This window comes from Pseudomonas sp. TE3899 (assembly GCF_056279105.1).
The window spans coordinates 1,362,202-1,375,759 of the sequence record NZ_JBWBQR010000001.1; the positions used below are offsets into that span (position 1 = coordinate 1,362,202).

General features: G+C 59.3%; 14 protein-coding genes. 5 read left to right on the forward strand and 9 right to left on the reverse strand.

The window, feature by feature from the left end; all coding sequences use genetic code 11:
- Window positions 1–46 precede the first annotated feature (46 nt).
- From ACZ89E_RS06190 to ACZ89E_RS06210, 5 genes are all read right to left on the reverse strand, one after another.
- The gene (locus ACZ89E_RS06190; protein ID WP_149661605.1) at window positions 47–619 is read right to left on the reverse strand and encodes an adhesin; all 573 of its coding nucleotides are present in this window, start codon (window positions 617–619) and stop codon (window positions 47–49) included.
- 1 nt (window position 620) lies between these two features.
- Window positions 621–1,058 (reverse strand): hypothetical protein, encoded by a 438-nt coding sequence (locus ACZ89E_RS06195; RefSeq protein ID WP_149661606.1) that lies wholly within the window; start codon window positions 1,056–1,058, stop codon window positions 621–623.
- Window positions 1,059–1,389: 331 nt separating this feature from the next.
- Window positions 1,390–1,914 carry an AAA family ATPase gene (locus ACZ89E_RS06200; protein WP_476257022.1) on the reverse strand — a complete coding sequence of 175 codons (525 nt, stop codon included), beginning with the start codon at window positions 1,912–1,914 and terminating at the stop codon, window positions 1,390–1,392.
- Window positions 1,911–2,474, reverse strand: coding sequence for a nicotinamide riboside transporter PnuC (pnuC, locus tag ACZ89E_RS06205; protein ID WP_149661607.1), 564 nt, complete (start codon window positions 2,472–2,474; stop codon window positions 1,911–1,913). Before pnuC ends, ACZ89E_RS06200 begins: the two co-directional genes overlap by 4 nt.
- 128 nt (window positions 2,475–2,602) lie before the next feature.
- Window positions 2,603–4,237, reverse strand: a complete 1,635-nt coding sequence (locus ACZ89E_RS06210; protein WP_463257469.1) for a methyl-accepting chemotaxis protein — start codon at window positions 4,235–4,237, stop codon at window positions 2,603–2,605.
- Window positions 4,238–4,528: 291 nt separating this feature from the next.
- Between ACZ89E_RS06210 and ACZ89E_RS06215 the strand changes: the two genes are divergently transcribed.
- Window positions 4,529–5,359, forward strand: coding sequence for an undecaprenyl-diphosphate phosphatase (locus ACZ89E_RS06215; RefSeq protein ID WP_149661609.1), 831 nt, complete (start codon window positions 4,529–4,531; stop codon window positions 5,357–5,359).
- On the forward strand, window positions 5,356–5,784 hold the full coding sequence (locus tag ACZ89E_RS06220; protein ID WP_149661610.1) for a DUF1294 domain-containing protein: 429 nt from the start codon (window positions 5,356–5,358) through the stop codon (window positions 5,782–5,784). Before ACZ89E_RS06215 ends, ACZ89E_RS06220 begins: the two co-directional genes overlap by 4 nt.
- On the opposite strand, the gene ACZ89E_RS06225 is transcribed toward ACZ89E_RS06220, so the two are convergent.
- Both ACZ89E_RS06225 and ACZ89E_RS06230 read right to left on the reverse strand, forming a co-directional pair.
- On the reverse strand, window positions 5,781–6,140 hold the full coding sequence (locus tag ACZ89E_RS06225; protein WP_476255122.1) for an MmcQ/YjbR family DNA-binding protein: 360 nt from the start codon (window positions 6,138–6,140) through the stop codon (window positions 5,781–5,783). The two genes, ACZ89E_RS06220 and ACZ89E_RS06225, sit on opposite strands and share 4 nt — an antisense overlap.
- Window positions 6,137–7,045 (reverse strand): LysR substrate-binding domain-containing protein, encoded by a 909-nt coding sequence (locus tag ACZ89E_RS06230; protein ID WP_149661612.1) that lies wholly within the window; start codon window positions 7,043–7,045, stop codon window positions 6,137–6,139. The genes ACZ89E_RS06225 and ACZ89E_RS06230 overlap by 4 nt, the downstream gene beginning before the upstream one ends.
- A 130-nt stretch (window positions 7,046–7,175) precedes the next feature.
- Between ACZ89E_RS06230 and ACZ89E_RS06235 the strand changes: the two genes are divergently transcribed.
- Together ACZ89E_RS06235 and ACZ89E_RS06240 are read left to right on the forward strand one after the other, a co-directional pair.
- Window positions 7,176–7,787, forward strand: coding sequence for an FMN-dependent NADH-azoreductase (locus ACZ89E_RS06235; RefSeq protein WP_149661613.1), 612 nt, complete (start codon window positions 7,176–7,178; stop codon window positions 7,785–7,787).
- 263 nt (window positions 7,788–8,050) lie between these two features.
- Complete coding sequence (locus ACZ89E_RS06240) at window positions 8,051–9,088, forward strand: alpha/beta hydrolase family protein (RefSeq protein ID WP_463257466.1); 1,038 nt, start codon at window positions 8,051–8,053, stop codon at window positions 9,086–9,088.
- Between the two features lie 91 nt (window positions 9,089–9,179).
- Here the strand turns inward: ACZ89E_RS06240 and ACZ89E_RS06245 are convergent, their stop codons facing one another.
- Window positions 9,180–10,367, reverse strand: a complete 1,188-nt coding sequence (locus tag ACZ89E_RS06245; protein WP_476255123.1) for an MFS transporter — start codon at window positions 10,365–10,367, stop codon at window positions 9,180–9,182.
- A 210-nt stretch (window positions 10,368–10,577) separates the two neighbouring features.
- Window positions 10,578–12,167: an ABC-F family ATPase gene (locus ACZ89E_RS06250; RefSeq protein WP_123410456.1), complete on the reverse strand. Its 1,590-nt coding sequence runs from the start codon at window positions 12,165–12,167 to the stop codon at window positions 10,578–10,580.
- Between the two features lie 483 nt (window positions 12,168–12,650).
- On the opposite strand from ACZ89E_RS06250, the gene lpxO reads away from it, so the two are divergent.
- Window positions 12,651–13,550 (forward strand): lipid A hydroxylase LpxO, encoded by a 900-nt coding sequence (gene lpxO / locus ACZ89E_RS06255; RefSeq protein WP_149661616.1) that lies wholly within the window; start codon window positions 12,651–12,653, stop codon window positions 13,548–13,550.
- The last annotated feature ends 8 nt before the right edge of the window (window positions 13,551–13,558 follow it).

Sequence of the window (13,558 nt, forward strand, 5' to 3'; positions counted from 1 at the left end):
CGTACTGATTTATAGGTTAAGTGTTGTTTTTTTTACCTGTTTTGGGTCAATCCGCGACCCGTACGCTCACGGTGTTGGCCGTTCGGTTTCCCACCCCGGCGCTCTGATTCAACTGAATAACTCCACGGCTACCGGTGAAGGCCTGATCGCTTGTAGCGACCCGGCGATAGCCTGGTGCGGAGTCAGTTGGATCGGAGTTGTTGATCAGCGCCACGTTCTGTTGCAGGAGGACGCTGTCGTCGATACTTTGCGGCTGTGTACTGATGCTGATCCGCAGGGCATTGGCCTGCTGGTTGTTGCCGCCCGCACTCTGGTTGACGCCCAGCACGCCGTTACCGTTGCTGAAGGCGTTACCTTGAATGCTGGCGCTGGCGTCGATGCGTGGGTCCGCAGGTGAATGCAGCCGTTGGCGAATCTGTGTGGATGCATGGGCGTTGTTGCCAATGGCGATGGCTCGGGCGTTGACCTGTTGTTGCTGATCGCCCGCAGCCTGGTTGACCCCGAGGTTGCCCTGGTACTGCGCGCCCGAACTGTCGATGTCCGCGTTGTCGATGACGGGAGACTGGGCAAAGGACGATGCACTGCAAAACATGGCGATAATCAGCAGCGAACGATTCATGCTAACGGTCTCCCGTTATGATTTTCAGAGCACCCAGGCCTTGCTGGACGTTCGAATTGACCATGTTGGCGATGCCGCTGCCCGAGTTTCCCGAACGCCCGCCGGGGAGGTTGGACAGTTGGGACTGATTGCTGATATTGCCGCCCAGGTTGTTGGTGTTTTGCGTCACCATCTGACTGATGCCTGCACCGCTGGCGACACCGGCAAAATCACCGTCGCTCAACTCGTTCGTTTGATTGAGGATATGTTGCGAAGGGTTGGCGTTGACGGTGGTGGGGTGAGGGTCAGGGATCAGCGGTGGAACCACGGCGTTGCGCGTCTGGACATCACGTTTGATCGTAATGATGCCGTTGTCAGCCTGAGCAGGCAGGCAGAAACTTGAACCCAGCGCGCATCCGATCAGCAGGAGGCGGTAGATGCTTCTATCAAATTTCCCCACGGCGGCAATTCCTTCTGTAATTGGGACGCTGGCCCTTTTCAGCGTTGCGAGGTAGAGAGCAGAAGGTGTGCCGCTTTTTATTTATCGTTTAAAAACAATGGGTTGATTTTAAATCTCGAGGTTGTCAAAAAATATTTGTAACGCCACTGAGACAGCACCACGTAAAAACGCCGTCCATGCGGGCGGCATTGCACGCTAGAGCGGCGAAACGCAGGTTGTATCAGAGGTTTAACAGTTTCGTTCTGCAGCGCTGAAACCGCTTTAGTTCGCGGGTTCGCTCAGGAGGGGGTGTTTCAGGAATGGACACTTGCGCCAAGTCTGGGGGCTCGTGTCAGGCTTCGAGCAAGCGTTTCACGGCCGCGAATGCCGCGTCTTTACGCTGTTGCCAATCACCTTGCAGTATCTGGTAAGGCTGGTGGTGAAGGTCAAGCCAATCGTGGCTCGCCTGGAAAAACCCTTGGCGTTCCTCCAGTTGCGGTTGGCAACGTTGCCCGTCGTCGTGCCAGGCCACTGTTTCAGGGCTCAGCAGCAAATGCAGGTCGTAGTGCCGCGCCAACAATGCTGGCTCGATCCACGTCGGGCACGCGCCAAACAACGTGCGACTCCACAGGATATTGCTCAACAGGTGTGTATCGAGAATCAGCAGTGACGGCTGTTTGGCTCGTGCTTCATCTTCCCAGGCCAGTTGGCCGAGTGCGATGGCGGTAATGTCATCGAGGCAGGTTTCGCGGGCCTCGGTTTCGATGAAATGCCGAACGTACTCACCCACCAACAGCCCGCCAAAATGCGCCTGGATTTCACTCGAAAGCCAGCTTTTGCCGCTGGATTCCGGGCCTGTCAGGACCAGCGCTTTCATGCGTGCAGTGCCGGATCGGCGCGCCATTCACGCCAGCCTTGCACCGCGATCAGGGTAAACAACCCGTAGAGGGTCGCGGTCAGGTACAGGCCCTTGTAGATGAACAGGCTGACAAAGATCACATCGAGGACGATCCACAGCGGCCAGCATTGCACGCGTTTTTGCGCCATCCATAGCTGCGCCACCAGGCTGAAGCCCGTCAGAGCGGCATCGAGCCAGGGTTGCGCGGCGTCGGTCCAGTGGGCCATGGCTGCGCCCAGCAACAGACTGCCGATGGCGCCCACGGCAAGGCCGAGCATGATCGACCGGGCATCCAGCGCGCTGACTTGCCGGCCATCATGGGCATCGCCGGCTCGGGTCCACTGCCACCAGCCGTAGAGTTGCAACGCGGCGTAGATCACCTGCAGCAACATGTCCGAATACAGCTTCACCTCGAAGAAGATCCAGCTATAAAGCAGCACCATCACCAGCCCGATCGGCCAGCACCACGGGTTCTGTTTGACCGTCAGCCAGACGGCGATCACGCCGAGGGCGGCAGCAAACAGTTCAAGCCCGGACATGGAGGTTCCTTGGGAGGAGTCGAAAGAGGGGGCGGATTGTAGCGGTTAGATCAAAAGATCGCAGCCTTGGGCAGCACCTACAGATGTACACAAACCCTGTAGCTGCCGAAGGCTGCGATCCTTTCGCTTTACACCCGGAATTGCTTGAGCAACCCGTTCAACTGCTCGCTCAATTCCCTGAGGTGAACACTGGCCAGGCTCGATTGTTCCGCCGCCAGCGCCGTGCTGTGGGACAACCCGGCCGCCTGTGTGACGTTCTGGTTGATGTCTTCCACCACATGCGCCTGTTGCAGTGTGGCGCTGGCGATGGAGGCGTTCAGCCCGTTGAGGTTGCGCAGGGCCTGGCCGATGGCGTTCAGGCTCGCACCGGCCAGCCCGGCCTGTTCGATGGTCAGTTGCGAGGCGCGGCTGCTGTCGCCGATCACCTTGACCGCCGCTTCGGAGTGGTTTTGCAGGCGTTCGATCATCGCCTGGATTTCCGCCGTGGACTTCTGTGTGCGCTGGGCGAGCAGGCGCACTTCATCGGCCACTACCGCAAACCCGCGACCTTGCTCGCCAGCCCGGGCAGCTTCGATGGCCGCGTTGAGGGCCAGCAGGTTGGTTTGCTCGGCAATCGAGCGAATCACTTCCAGCACACTGCCAATCTGGGTGCTTTCGGCAGCCAGGGTGCGAATCACTTCCACCGCTTGATCAATGGTGCCGGAGAGCTTGTCGATCTGTTGCAAGCTGCCATCGATGTTGACCTGACCCTGTTGCGCCTGGGACTCGGCGTCGCGCATTTCACTGGCCGCATGCTCGGCGTTCTTCGCTACGTCCTGCACGCCGTAGGTCACTTCATTGATTGCGGTCGCCACCAGTTCCATTTGCTGGGACTGCTGCTGACTGCGTTGCTGTGCCTGCGCCGCATCGTTACCCAGATCGCTGGACGACTGGCCCAGGGCGCTGGCCGACACCTGCAACTGGCTGATCACCTGCCGCAGCTTGGCGGTAAAGGCGTTGAAGTGGTGCGCCAGTTGCGTGACTTCGTCCTGGCCGTGAGTGTCGAGGCTGCGGGTCAGGTCGCTTTCGCCGCTGGCGATATTGGCCATGGCGTTTACGGTTTCCTGCAATGGACGCACGATGCTGCGGGCAATCATGATCACCAGCAGCGCCATGATCAGGGTAATTGCCATGCCGATAAACGAAGCTTTCCAGACCTGCCCGTAGAATTCGGCTTGCAGGTCATCGACATACACGCCCGAACCGATGACCCAGCCCCAGGGTTCGAACAGTTTGACGTAGGAGGTTTTTTCCACCGGCGCGCTGGCGCCCGGTTTCGGCCAACGGTAGTCAACCATGCCGGCGCCCTTGGACTTGGCGATGGCGACCATCTCGTTGAACAGCGCAAAGCCATCCGGGTCGCGGATCGCCGAGAGGTTCTGGCCTTCGAGTTTCGGGTTGGCCGGGTGCATGATCATCACCGGCCCCAGGTCGTTGATCCAGAAGTAGTCGTTCTGGTCATAGCGCAGGCCGCGAACCACGGTCAGCGCCTGTTTTTGCGCCGCTTCGCGGGTGAGGGTGCCGGCGGTTTCCAGGTCGTGGTAGTAGTTCAGGATGCCACTGGCCGTCTGCACCACGTGCTGGGTTTTCTGCGCCTTGGCATGGTACAGGTCGTCGTGAATCTGTTTGAGCATCAAGATGCCCAGCGTCAATAACATCACGATGGCCACGATCAAGATGAGCCACAAGCGTCGGCTGATCGACACACTGCGTAAGCTGTTCATAACGCTGTCACTCCAGATTCTTCTTCTTGTAATAAACGATCGCGAGCATCCAACCACACTTTGCCGGTGGGGCCTATTCGACCCAAGTCCAATTACACGGCGGCGTAATCGGAGCTTGTCTGATAGGATTTCGGCCTCGCGTGGAAAAACCTGAATCCAAGTTGATTTTTCACGGAATTTTTACGGTTTCGTGGGGATCCTGTGCGCGAGAGACTTCAGCTACGCTGAGCGCAGTGAACGAACTAAAAATATTAACGGGGCATGCCTTTGAGCGCTGCCTTTGGGGGATTGATGGATCTTTGGACGGCCTTCCAGGCACTGATTCTAGGCGTTGTAGAAGGGCTGACGGAGTTTTTGCCCATTTCGAGTACCGGACACCAGATTATCGTCGCGGATTTGCTCGACTTCGGTGGTGAGCGGGCCATTGCATTCAACATCATCATCCAGCTAGGCGCGATTCTCGCGGTGGTCTGGGAGTTCCGGCGCAAGATCCTCGACGTGGTCGTCGGCTTGCCGACCCAGCCGAGCGCACGGCGCTTTACCGCCAACCTGTTGATTGCCTTCATGCCGGCCGTGGTACTGGGGGTGATTTTTTCCGATTTGATTCACCACTACCTGTTTAACCCGATCACCGTGGCCGCGGCGTTGGTCGTGGGCGGGATCATCATGTTGTGGGCCGAGAAGCGTCAGCACGAAGTGCATGCCGAAACGGTCGATGACATCACCTGGCAGGACGCGCTGAAAGTCGGCTTCGCCCAATGCCTGGCGATGATCCCGGGGACCTCGCGTTCCGGCTCGACGATCATCGGCGGCCTGCTGTTCGGGCTGTCGCGCAAAACCGCCACCGAGTTCTCGTTCTTCCTGGCCATGCCAACCATGGTCGCGGCGGCGGTGTATTCGGGGTTCAAGTACCGCCATCTGTTCGTCCCGGCGGATTTTCCGGTGTTCGCCATCGGTTTTGTCACTGCGTTTATCTTCGCGATGATTGCCGTCAAGGCGCTGCTCAAGTTCATTGCCAGTCACAGCTACGCGGTGTTTGCGTGGTATCGCATTGCGTTTGGCCTGGTGATCCTGGCGACCTGGCAGTTCGGTTGGGTCGATTGGGCCGCCGCCAAGCCATGAGTGATTCCAGCGCGCGCAACAACCCCGGTCGCAAGTCCGGGGGCGAAGTCCAGCATCCACGCTTGAAATTGCTGGTGCTCGCCATCCTGTGCGCGCTGCCGCTGTATGGCTCGCTGATGGTTTGGCTGCGCGGGGTTTCCGTGATCCCGCTGGCGGCCTACGGCGTGGTCAGCGTGGTCGCGTTTTTCCTGTACTGGAGCGACAAGCGCAAGGCCCGCGCCGACACCTGGCGCACGCCGGAAAACGTCTTGCACGCGGTGGAACTGGCCGGTGGCTGGCCGGGTGCCTTGTTGGCCCAGCAAGTGTTCCGGCACAAGACTCGCAAGCTTTCGTTTCAACTGGTGTTCTGGCTGATCGTGCTCATGCACCAGGTGTTCTGGATCGACCAGTTGTTTCTCGGTGCGAACCTGCTGGCGTTGTTTTAAAGAAGCAGCCCGACCTGAGTGCGCTTGGGCAACTTGCCCACCACCAGTTGGTGGGAACGTTGCAGCAGCGCCTTCAGTTCTTCGGCGCCCAGCGGGTAGGGCGTCTGCATGATGATCCATTGCGCCCGGGCCAGGTACGGCGCCGGGTGAATGCCCGGTCGGTCGCAATGGCCGAGAAACAAATCCTTGTCGACCTTGAACGCCAGGGATTCGCCCCGCAGGTTCTGCAACGCGAACATCTTGTTCCCGGCAATCGAAAACACCCGCACGCCACCCCATTTGTAGTCTTCCCGCGCGCCGGGCAGCCCCAGGCAAAACTGCGCGACATCCGCTTCGTTCATGCGTCCAGCCTTCATATCAATCGGTCCCCACAGGCATTGAATGATTCGATCAAGTGGTCGAGCCAGGCGCGCACGGCCGGCATTACCCCGCGCCGATGAGGGTAGACCGCTTGCAGCCAGCCGCCAGGCATCGACCAGTCGGGCAGCAACTGGATCAATGAACCGTCCGCCAGCTCCGACTCGCAATACATCATGGGCAGCACCGTAAAACCCTGACCCGCGAGGGCGCAGGCGCGGCGCACGATAAAGTCGTCAATGCCCAGCCGTGCCTCCATTGCCAGGTCATGGCTTTTACCCTGTTGATCGAGCATACGGATATGCACCATGCGGTCGGGTTCCAGCGCTCCGAGGACCGGCAAACTCTTGAGGTCGTCCGGATGGTTGATCTCCCGGCCGTGCAAGAAGGCGGGGCTGGCGACCATGAGCGTCTGCGCCTGACGCAGGCGTCGGGTCACCAGTAATGGGTCTTCATCTCCCAATTCGCGGACGCGCAGGGCGACATCGACGCCTTCGGTGACCAGATCGACCCGGCGGTTGACCAGCATGACCTCCAGTTGGACCTGCGGGTATTTCCCGAGAAAGTCGCTGATGATCGTCGGCAACATTTGATTGGCCAACCCCACGGGGCAGGACACCCGCAATCGCCCTCGGGGTTCGCTGGACATGCTGGCCACCGCTTCGTCGGCCATCTCCGCTTCCAGCAACATCGCCTGACAGTGGCGCAAGTAACGTTCGCCCACGGCGGTCAATTTCAGTTGGCGAGTGGTGCGTTGCAGCAGACGCGCGCCCAGGCGTTCTTCCAGCTCGGCGATGCGCCGCGACAGCCGCGACTTGGGAATCCCCAGCAAGCGCCCGGCGGCCGCGAAACCACCGGCTTCGACGACTTTGGCGAAATAGTAGAGGTCGTTAAGGTCTTGCATGATCTGGACTCGATTGTTCTATCAGTGAGACGAACTATCGCATTGTTGCGGGCTAATCACCTATTAGATTCATCTGTAGGATCACCTCCATCAGATCGCCCGGTGGCGATCCTCACCTGGAGATCCTTAAATGAAACTGTTGCATATCGATTCGAGCATTTTGGGTGACAACTCGGCGTCCCGTCAGTTGAGCGGCGAAGTGGTCAAAGCCTGGCAAGCCGCTGACGCTTCGGCCGTCGTCACTTACCGCGACCTGGCTGCTGACGCCATCAGCCATTTCTCATCCACCACCCTGGTTGCCGCTGGCACCACCGCTGAGCTGCGCAACGCCGCGCAACAGCACGAAGCCGAACTGAGCGCTTCGACCCTGGCTGAATTCCTTGCTGCCGACGCCATCGTCATTGCCGCGCCGATGTACAACTTCACCATCCCGACTCAACTCAAGGCCTGGATTGACCGCATCGCCGTGGCCGGCCAGACCTTCCGCTACACCGAAGCCGGCCCGGAAGGCCTGTGCGGTGGCAAGAAACTGGTGATCGTTTCGACTTCGGGTGGCCTCCACGTCGGTCAAGCCACCGGCGTAGCGCACGAAGACTACTTGAAAGTGCTGTTCGGTTTCCTGGGCATCACTGATATTGAGTTCGTTCGCGCCCATGGCCTGGCTTACGGTGACGAAGTGCGCACCAAAGCCCTGAGCGACGCTCACACGCACATCAGCGATCAACTGTTCGCTGCGGCATAAGGCCTGTGTAAGGCTTGCGTAAAAAATACTAAACAGCTCAGGTAATACCCGAAAAACTCTGTATTCTGATCATCGTAATGATCAGTTACAGAGTTTTTTTGTTTTTGACCGTTTTATAGGTTCTGGCCCAGGTTATGCAGTCGAGGGTTAACGTCCCCGTCGCGCAATGACCTTGGTGGCCGCAAACACTGGCACGAGGCCGCGTACTCCGTACATCGGAGCACTACGGGCTTTTCAGGCAAGTATCAAAGGTGGGGCATCCCATGGTGCGTCTTTGTGCAACGTTACTGATATGCCTGCTCAGCAGCCTGCTTTCAGTGCACGCCGCGCCTGGGCTGCATGCGCACTGGGGCGTCGGCTATCACGAGATGACGTTCCTCGATCCGCTGGATTTGCAGCCGATGCGCGCCATTGCCTTTTATCCCTCCAGCGATAAAGAACACACCAGCAAACTCGATGGCTACACCGTCGAAGCGAGCGAAGACGCCCGCGTGGCGATCGGCCGTTTCCCGATGCTGATGCTGTCCCATGGCAACGTCGGCACGCCGCTGGCCTTGCACGACCTCGCCACCTCGCTGGCACGCAAGGGCTTTGTGGTGGTGGCGGTGATTCACCCCGGCGACAACTCCAAGGATCACAGCCGTCTCGGCACCTTGAGCAACCTGTACGGTCGGCCGCTGCAAATTTCCGAAGCCATTACTGCGACGCTGGGCGATGCCATGCTGGCGCCGTTCGTCAACGCCGATCAGGTGGGGGTGATTGGTTACTCGGCGGGCGGCGAAACGGCGTTGATCCTGTCCGGTGCCACGCCCGACTTGGATCGTCTGCGCCGCTATTGCCAGGAGCGACCGGACGACCGCGATGCCTGCAACACCCAGGGCGAGCTGATTGTCGACCGTGATGATTTGCAGCCAGTGGCCGACCCGCGTGTCCACGCCTTGCTGCTGATGGCGCCGCTGAGCCTGAAGTTCGGCCGCCACACCCTGGCGGATGTGCATGTGCCGGTGCTGCTGTACAGCGGCGACGGCGACAAACTGGTGGCTTTCGACAAGAACGCCGCTGCCCTGGCGCGCAAACTGCCGATCGCGCCGGACTTCAAGCTGCTGGCCGGGGCAGGGCACTTCGTGTTCATGGCGCCGTGCAACGAAGAGCAGATCATCGCCATGCCGGCGTTGTGTACCGATGCCGATGGGGTTGATCGTGAGGACATTCACCGCAACCTGATCTCGGAAGCGGGACGGTTTTTCTCCCATGCCCTGGGCAAACCGAGTCGGGCCGGGATGCAAACCGCCGATCAATAACGCCGAACCTTGTAGGAGCAAAGCTTGCTCGCGATGGCGGTCTCACGGACACCATCGCGGGCAAGCCTTGCTCCTACAGAGGTCGGGCGCATCAGGCCATTGCGCGGCGTTTCAGCATTAATGTCAGGCCCAACCCTGTCACCGACAACAACGCCGCACAAAAGAAAATCCAGGAATACCCCAGGTTCAACGCGACCGCGCCCATCAGCGGTCCGGCAATCGCCAGCGCCAGGTCAAAAAACACCGCATAAGCACTCAATCCCGCGCCGCGACTGGCGTTGGGCACCTGCTTGATCGCCTCGACCCCCAGCGCCGGATACACCAGCGACAGGCCGAACCCGGTCAACCCGGCGCCGATCAACGCGTACCCGGTGGACGGCGCCAGCCACAGCAGCACCAGGCCCACGGTTTCGATGGTCATGCAGGCAATGGCCGAGGTGAAGCCGCCGTATCGGCTGATAGTGGAAATGAACAACAGCCGCGACAGGATGAAACACACCCCAAACACCGTCAGGCAGTACGCCGCGCCGGTCCAGCCGCGATTGAGGTAATACAGGGTAATAAAGGTGGTCAGGGTGCCGTAGCCGATGGACGCCAGGCTCAGGCTCGCGCCAAACGGGGCAATACGCCCGAACACGTTCCAAAAGGGCAGGCGTTCGCCGCGAATCACCGGCACCGATGGCTTGTTGCGAATCAGCAACAGCGCGCCCAAGGCCAGCACCGACAGGACAATCCCCAGGCTTTCAAAGCCATACTCGGCGACCATCACCACCCCCAGCGGCGCGCCAATCGCAATGGCGCCGTAGGACGCGATGCCGTTCCAGGAAATCGAGCGCGCCGTGTGCTCGGCGCCAACCTGGCCCATGCACCAACTGATGGTGCCGACGCCGATCAAGCCCTGGGCGATCCCCAACAGCAACCGGCCGGCAATCAGGATCATCAGACTCAGCAACGGCAGGCTTTGCAGCAAGGTCGAGAGCAAGGTCAGCAAGCCGCTTAACACAATCCCCGACAAGCCGTAGACAATCGCGCGCTTGGTGCCGACGCTGTCCGACATGCGCCCGGCCATCGGCCGGCTGAGGAGGGTGGCCAGGTATTGGCAGCCGATGGTCAGCCCCGCAATGATCGCGCTGAACCCCAGTTGTTCATGGACATACCCCGGAATCACCGCAATCGGCAGGCCGATGCAGAGGAAGGCGATAAAGGTATAGAAAACGATGGAGACGATCTGCAGGGTGATCGCCATGGAGCTTTGCGGGGGCAGTGGCTGCGCAGACATAGGGCTCGTTCGCGGGCGGCGGTGGGAGACCTGCATCATGGCGTGGGCCGGGAATAAAAGGAAGCAGGCTAACTACTTCTCGCCACCTGATCGTTCCCACGCAGAGCGTGGGAACGATCAAACGCATTCCTCGGCCCCGAAATGCAAAAAGCCCCGTCACATGGACAGGGCTTCTACTTGCCGCTTGCAGCTTGAAACTAAAAGCTGCCCTTAAAACACCACGCCTTGGCTGCGCAGGTAATCATCGTAAGTACCGCTAAAGTCGATCACACCGCTAGGGCTGAGTTCGATAATGCGGGTGGCCAACGACGATACGAACTCACGGTCGTGGCTGACGAAGATCAGCGTGCCCGGGTAGTTCTCCAGCGCCAGGTTCAGCGCCTCGATGGATTCCATGTCCAAGTGGTTGGTCGGTTCGTCCATGATCAGCACGTTCGGCTTTTGCAGGATCAGCTTGCCGAACAGCATGCGACCTTGCTCACCACCGGAGATGACCTTGACCGACTTGAGAATCTCGTCGTTGGAGAACAGCATCCGGCCGAGGGTGCCGCGAACCATCTGCTCGCCGCCCTGGGTCCATTGGCCCATCCAGTCGAACAGGTTGCAGTCGTCTTCGAAGTCGTGCGCGTGGTCCTGGGCGTAGTAGCCCAGTTCCGCGGCGTCGGTCCACTTCACGGTGCCGGCGTCCGGGGTCAGTTCATTGACCAGGGTACGCAGCAGGGTGGTTTTACCGATACCGTTCGGGCCGATGATCGCTACGCGCTCGCCGGCTTCAACCTGGAAGCTGAAGTCCTTGAACAGTGGCTTGCCGTCGAAGCCTTTGGCCATGCGCTCGACGATGACCGCCTGACGGTGCAGCTTCTTGTTCTGTTCGAAACGAATGAACGGGCTCACGCGGCTCGATGGCTTGACCTCGGCCAGCTGGATCTTGTCGATCGCCTTGGCACGGGAGGTCGCTTGCTTGGCTTTCGAGGCGTTGGCCGAGAAGCGGCTGACAAACGATTGCAGCTCGGAAATCTGGGCTTTCTTCTTGGCGTTGTCCGACAGCAGTTGCTCGCGGGACTGGGTCGCGACGGTCATGTACTCGTCGTAGTTGCCCGGGAACAGGCGCAGCTCGCCGTAATCCAGGTCAGCCATGTGGGTGCACACGCTGTTCAGGAAGTGACGGTCGTGAGAGATGATGATCATCAGGCTGGAGCGCTGGGTCAGAATGTTTTCCAGCCAGCGGATGGTGTTGATGTCCAGGTGGTTGGTCGGTTCGTCGAGCAACAGCACTTCAGGATCGGAGAACAGCGCCTGAGCCAGCAATACGCGCAGTTTCCAGCCAGGGGACACTTCGCTCATCGGGCCGAAGTGCTGCTCGATGCCGATACCCAGGCCCAGCAACAGTTCACCGGCACGGGATTCGGCGGTGTAGCCGTCCATTTCGGCGAACTCGGTTTCCAGTTCGGCCACGGCCATGCCGTCTTCTTCGGTCATTTCTGGCAACGAGTAGATGCGATCGCGCTCGGCCTTGACCTTCCACAGCTCTTCGTGACCCATGATCACGGTGTCGATCACGGTGAATTCTTCGTAGGCGAACTGGTCCTGGCGCAATTTACCCAGACGCACGTTCGGCTCGAGCATGACCTGGCCACCGGACGGCTCGAGATCGTTACCGAGGATCTTCATGAAGGTCGACTTGCCGCAACCGTTGGCGCCGATCAGGCCATAGCGGTTGCCCGCGGCGAACTTGACCGAAACGTTCTCGAATAACGGCTTGGCGCCGAACTGCATCGTGATGTTAGCTGTAGAAATCAAAGGTTTTTCCTGCGAAGCATTCAGAGTAGCTAGGGGTGCGGCAGTACCGATTCAGTACCCGGTTCCGGTTTTCAAACCACGGGAAATGCATCCCGGTCAGAAGCGGAAGGTCCATCTGGCAATAAGTGGACAGCAGCAATGGAGCGCTTGGCCCGAGTGAAAGTGCGCTGAGGCGGGGATCATTCCCGTCATCAACCAAGGGGGGCGCGTAATGTTTGGCGGCGATTGTACTGGTCTGGCTCTTTAAACGATAGGGCGTTGAGGCCGCACGGGCGTTTTGGTGGCATCAGTGGACAGATATTCACATCTGGATGCTAACTATTTGTTACAAAGCATGGCTAAAATGCCACCTATCAATCCAATGCCACTTTGGCATCGGCTCAAGGACGTGCCACCTGGACCGCTGTTTCGTATTCAGACACTGCGCCAGACCGCTTGGCCGGCTAGGCGCAGTTTGTTCACTTCTGACCTGTGACGATTGCCGTGAAACTTATCATTGCCGCTATTTATGTTGTTTCCATCGCGTATGTTCACTTGCGCGGTCGTGTGCGACACAAGTTGGGCCGCCAGTTGAGCGACCACTCGACGTTTCTGGCGCCGATCAACTGCTTCCTTTATCTGTTCTCCAAACTCCCGAGCAAGCCTTACCTCAACCCGGCCGACTTTCCGGACCTGAGCCCGTTGCAGGCGCACTGGGAAGAAATCCGAGCCGAGGGCCAGAATCTGCTGCGTGCCGGGGAGATCAAGCGCTCGAACCAATACGATGACGTGGGTTTCAACTCGTTCTTCAAGAGCGGTTGGAAGCGTTTTTACCTGAAGTGGTACGGCGACAGCCACCCTTCGGCCGAGAAGCTCTGCCCGCGCACCACTGAACTGGTGCAAAGCATCGGCTCGATCAAGGCTGCGATGTTCGCCGAACTGCCACCGGGTTCCAAACTGGTGCGCCACCGCGACCCGTATGCTGGTTCGTATCGTTATCACCTGGGTCTGGAAACGCCGAACGACGCCGGTTGTTACATCAACGTCGACGGTGAGAACTACCACTGGCGCGACGGTGAAGCGGTGATGTTCGACGAGACATTTATTCATTACGCGGAAAACACCACCGACCAGAACCGCATCATCTTGTTCTGCGACGTCGAACGGCCGATGAAGTACCGCTGGGCGTCGGCGTTCAATGCCTGGTTCAGCCGTACCGTGATGTCGGCGGCGGGCGCGCCGAACGATGCGGGCGACAAGACGGGTGGCATCAACCGGTTGTTCACCAAAATCTACAAGGTTCGCCTGCGTGGCAAGGAGCTGAAGAAGCGCAATCGTGCGCGTTATTACCTGGAGAAGTGGGCGATTTTTGGTGGGTTGTTGGCGGTTTTCGTTCTGATCTGAGTGTTGTG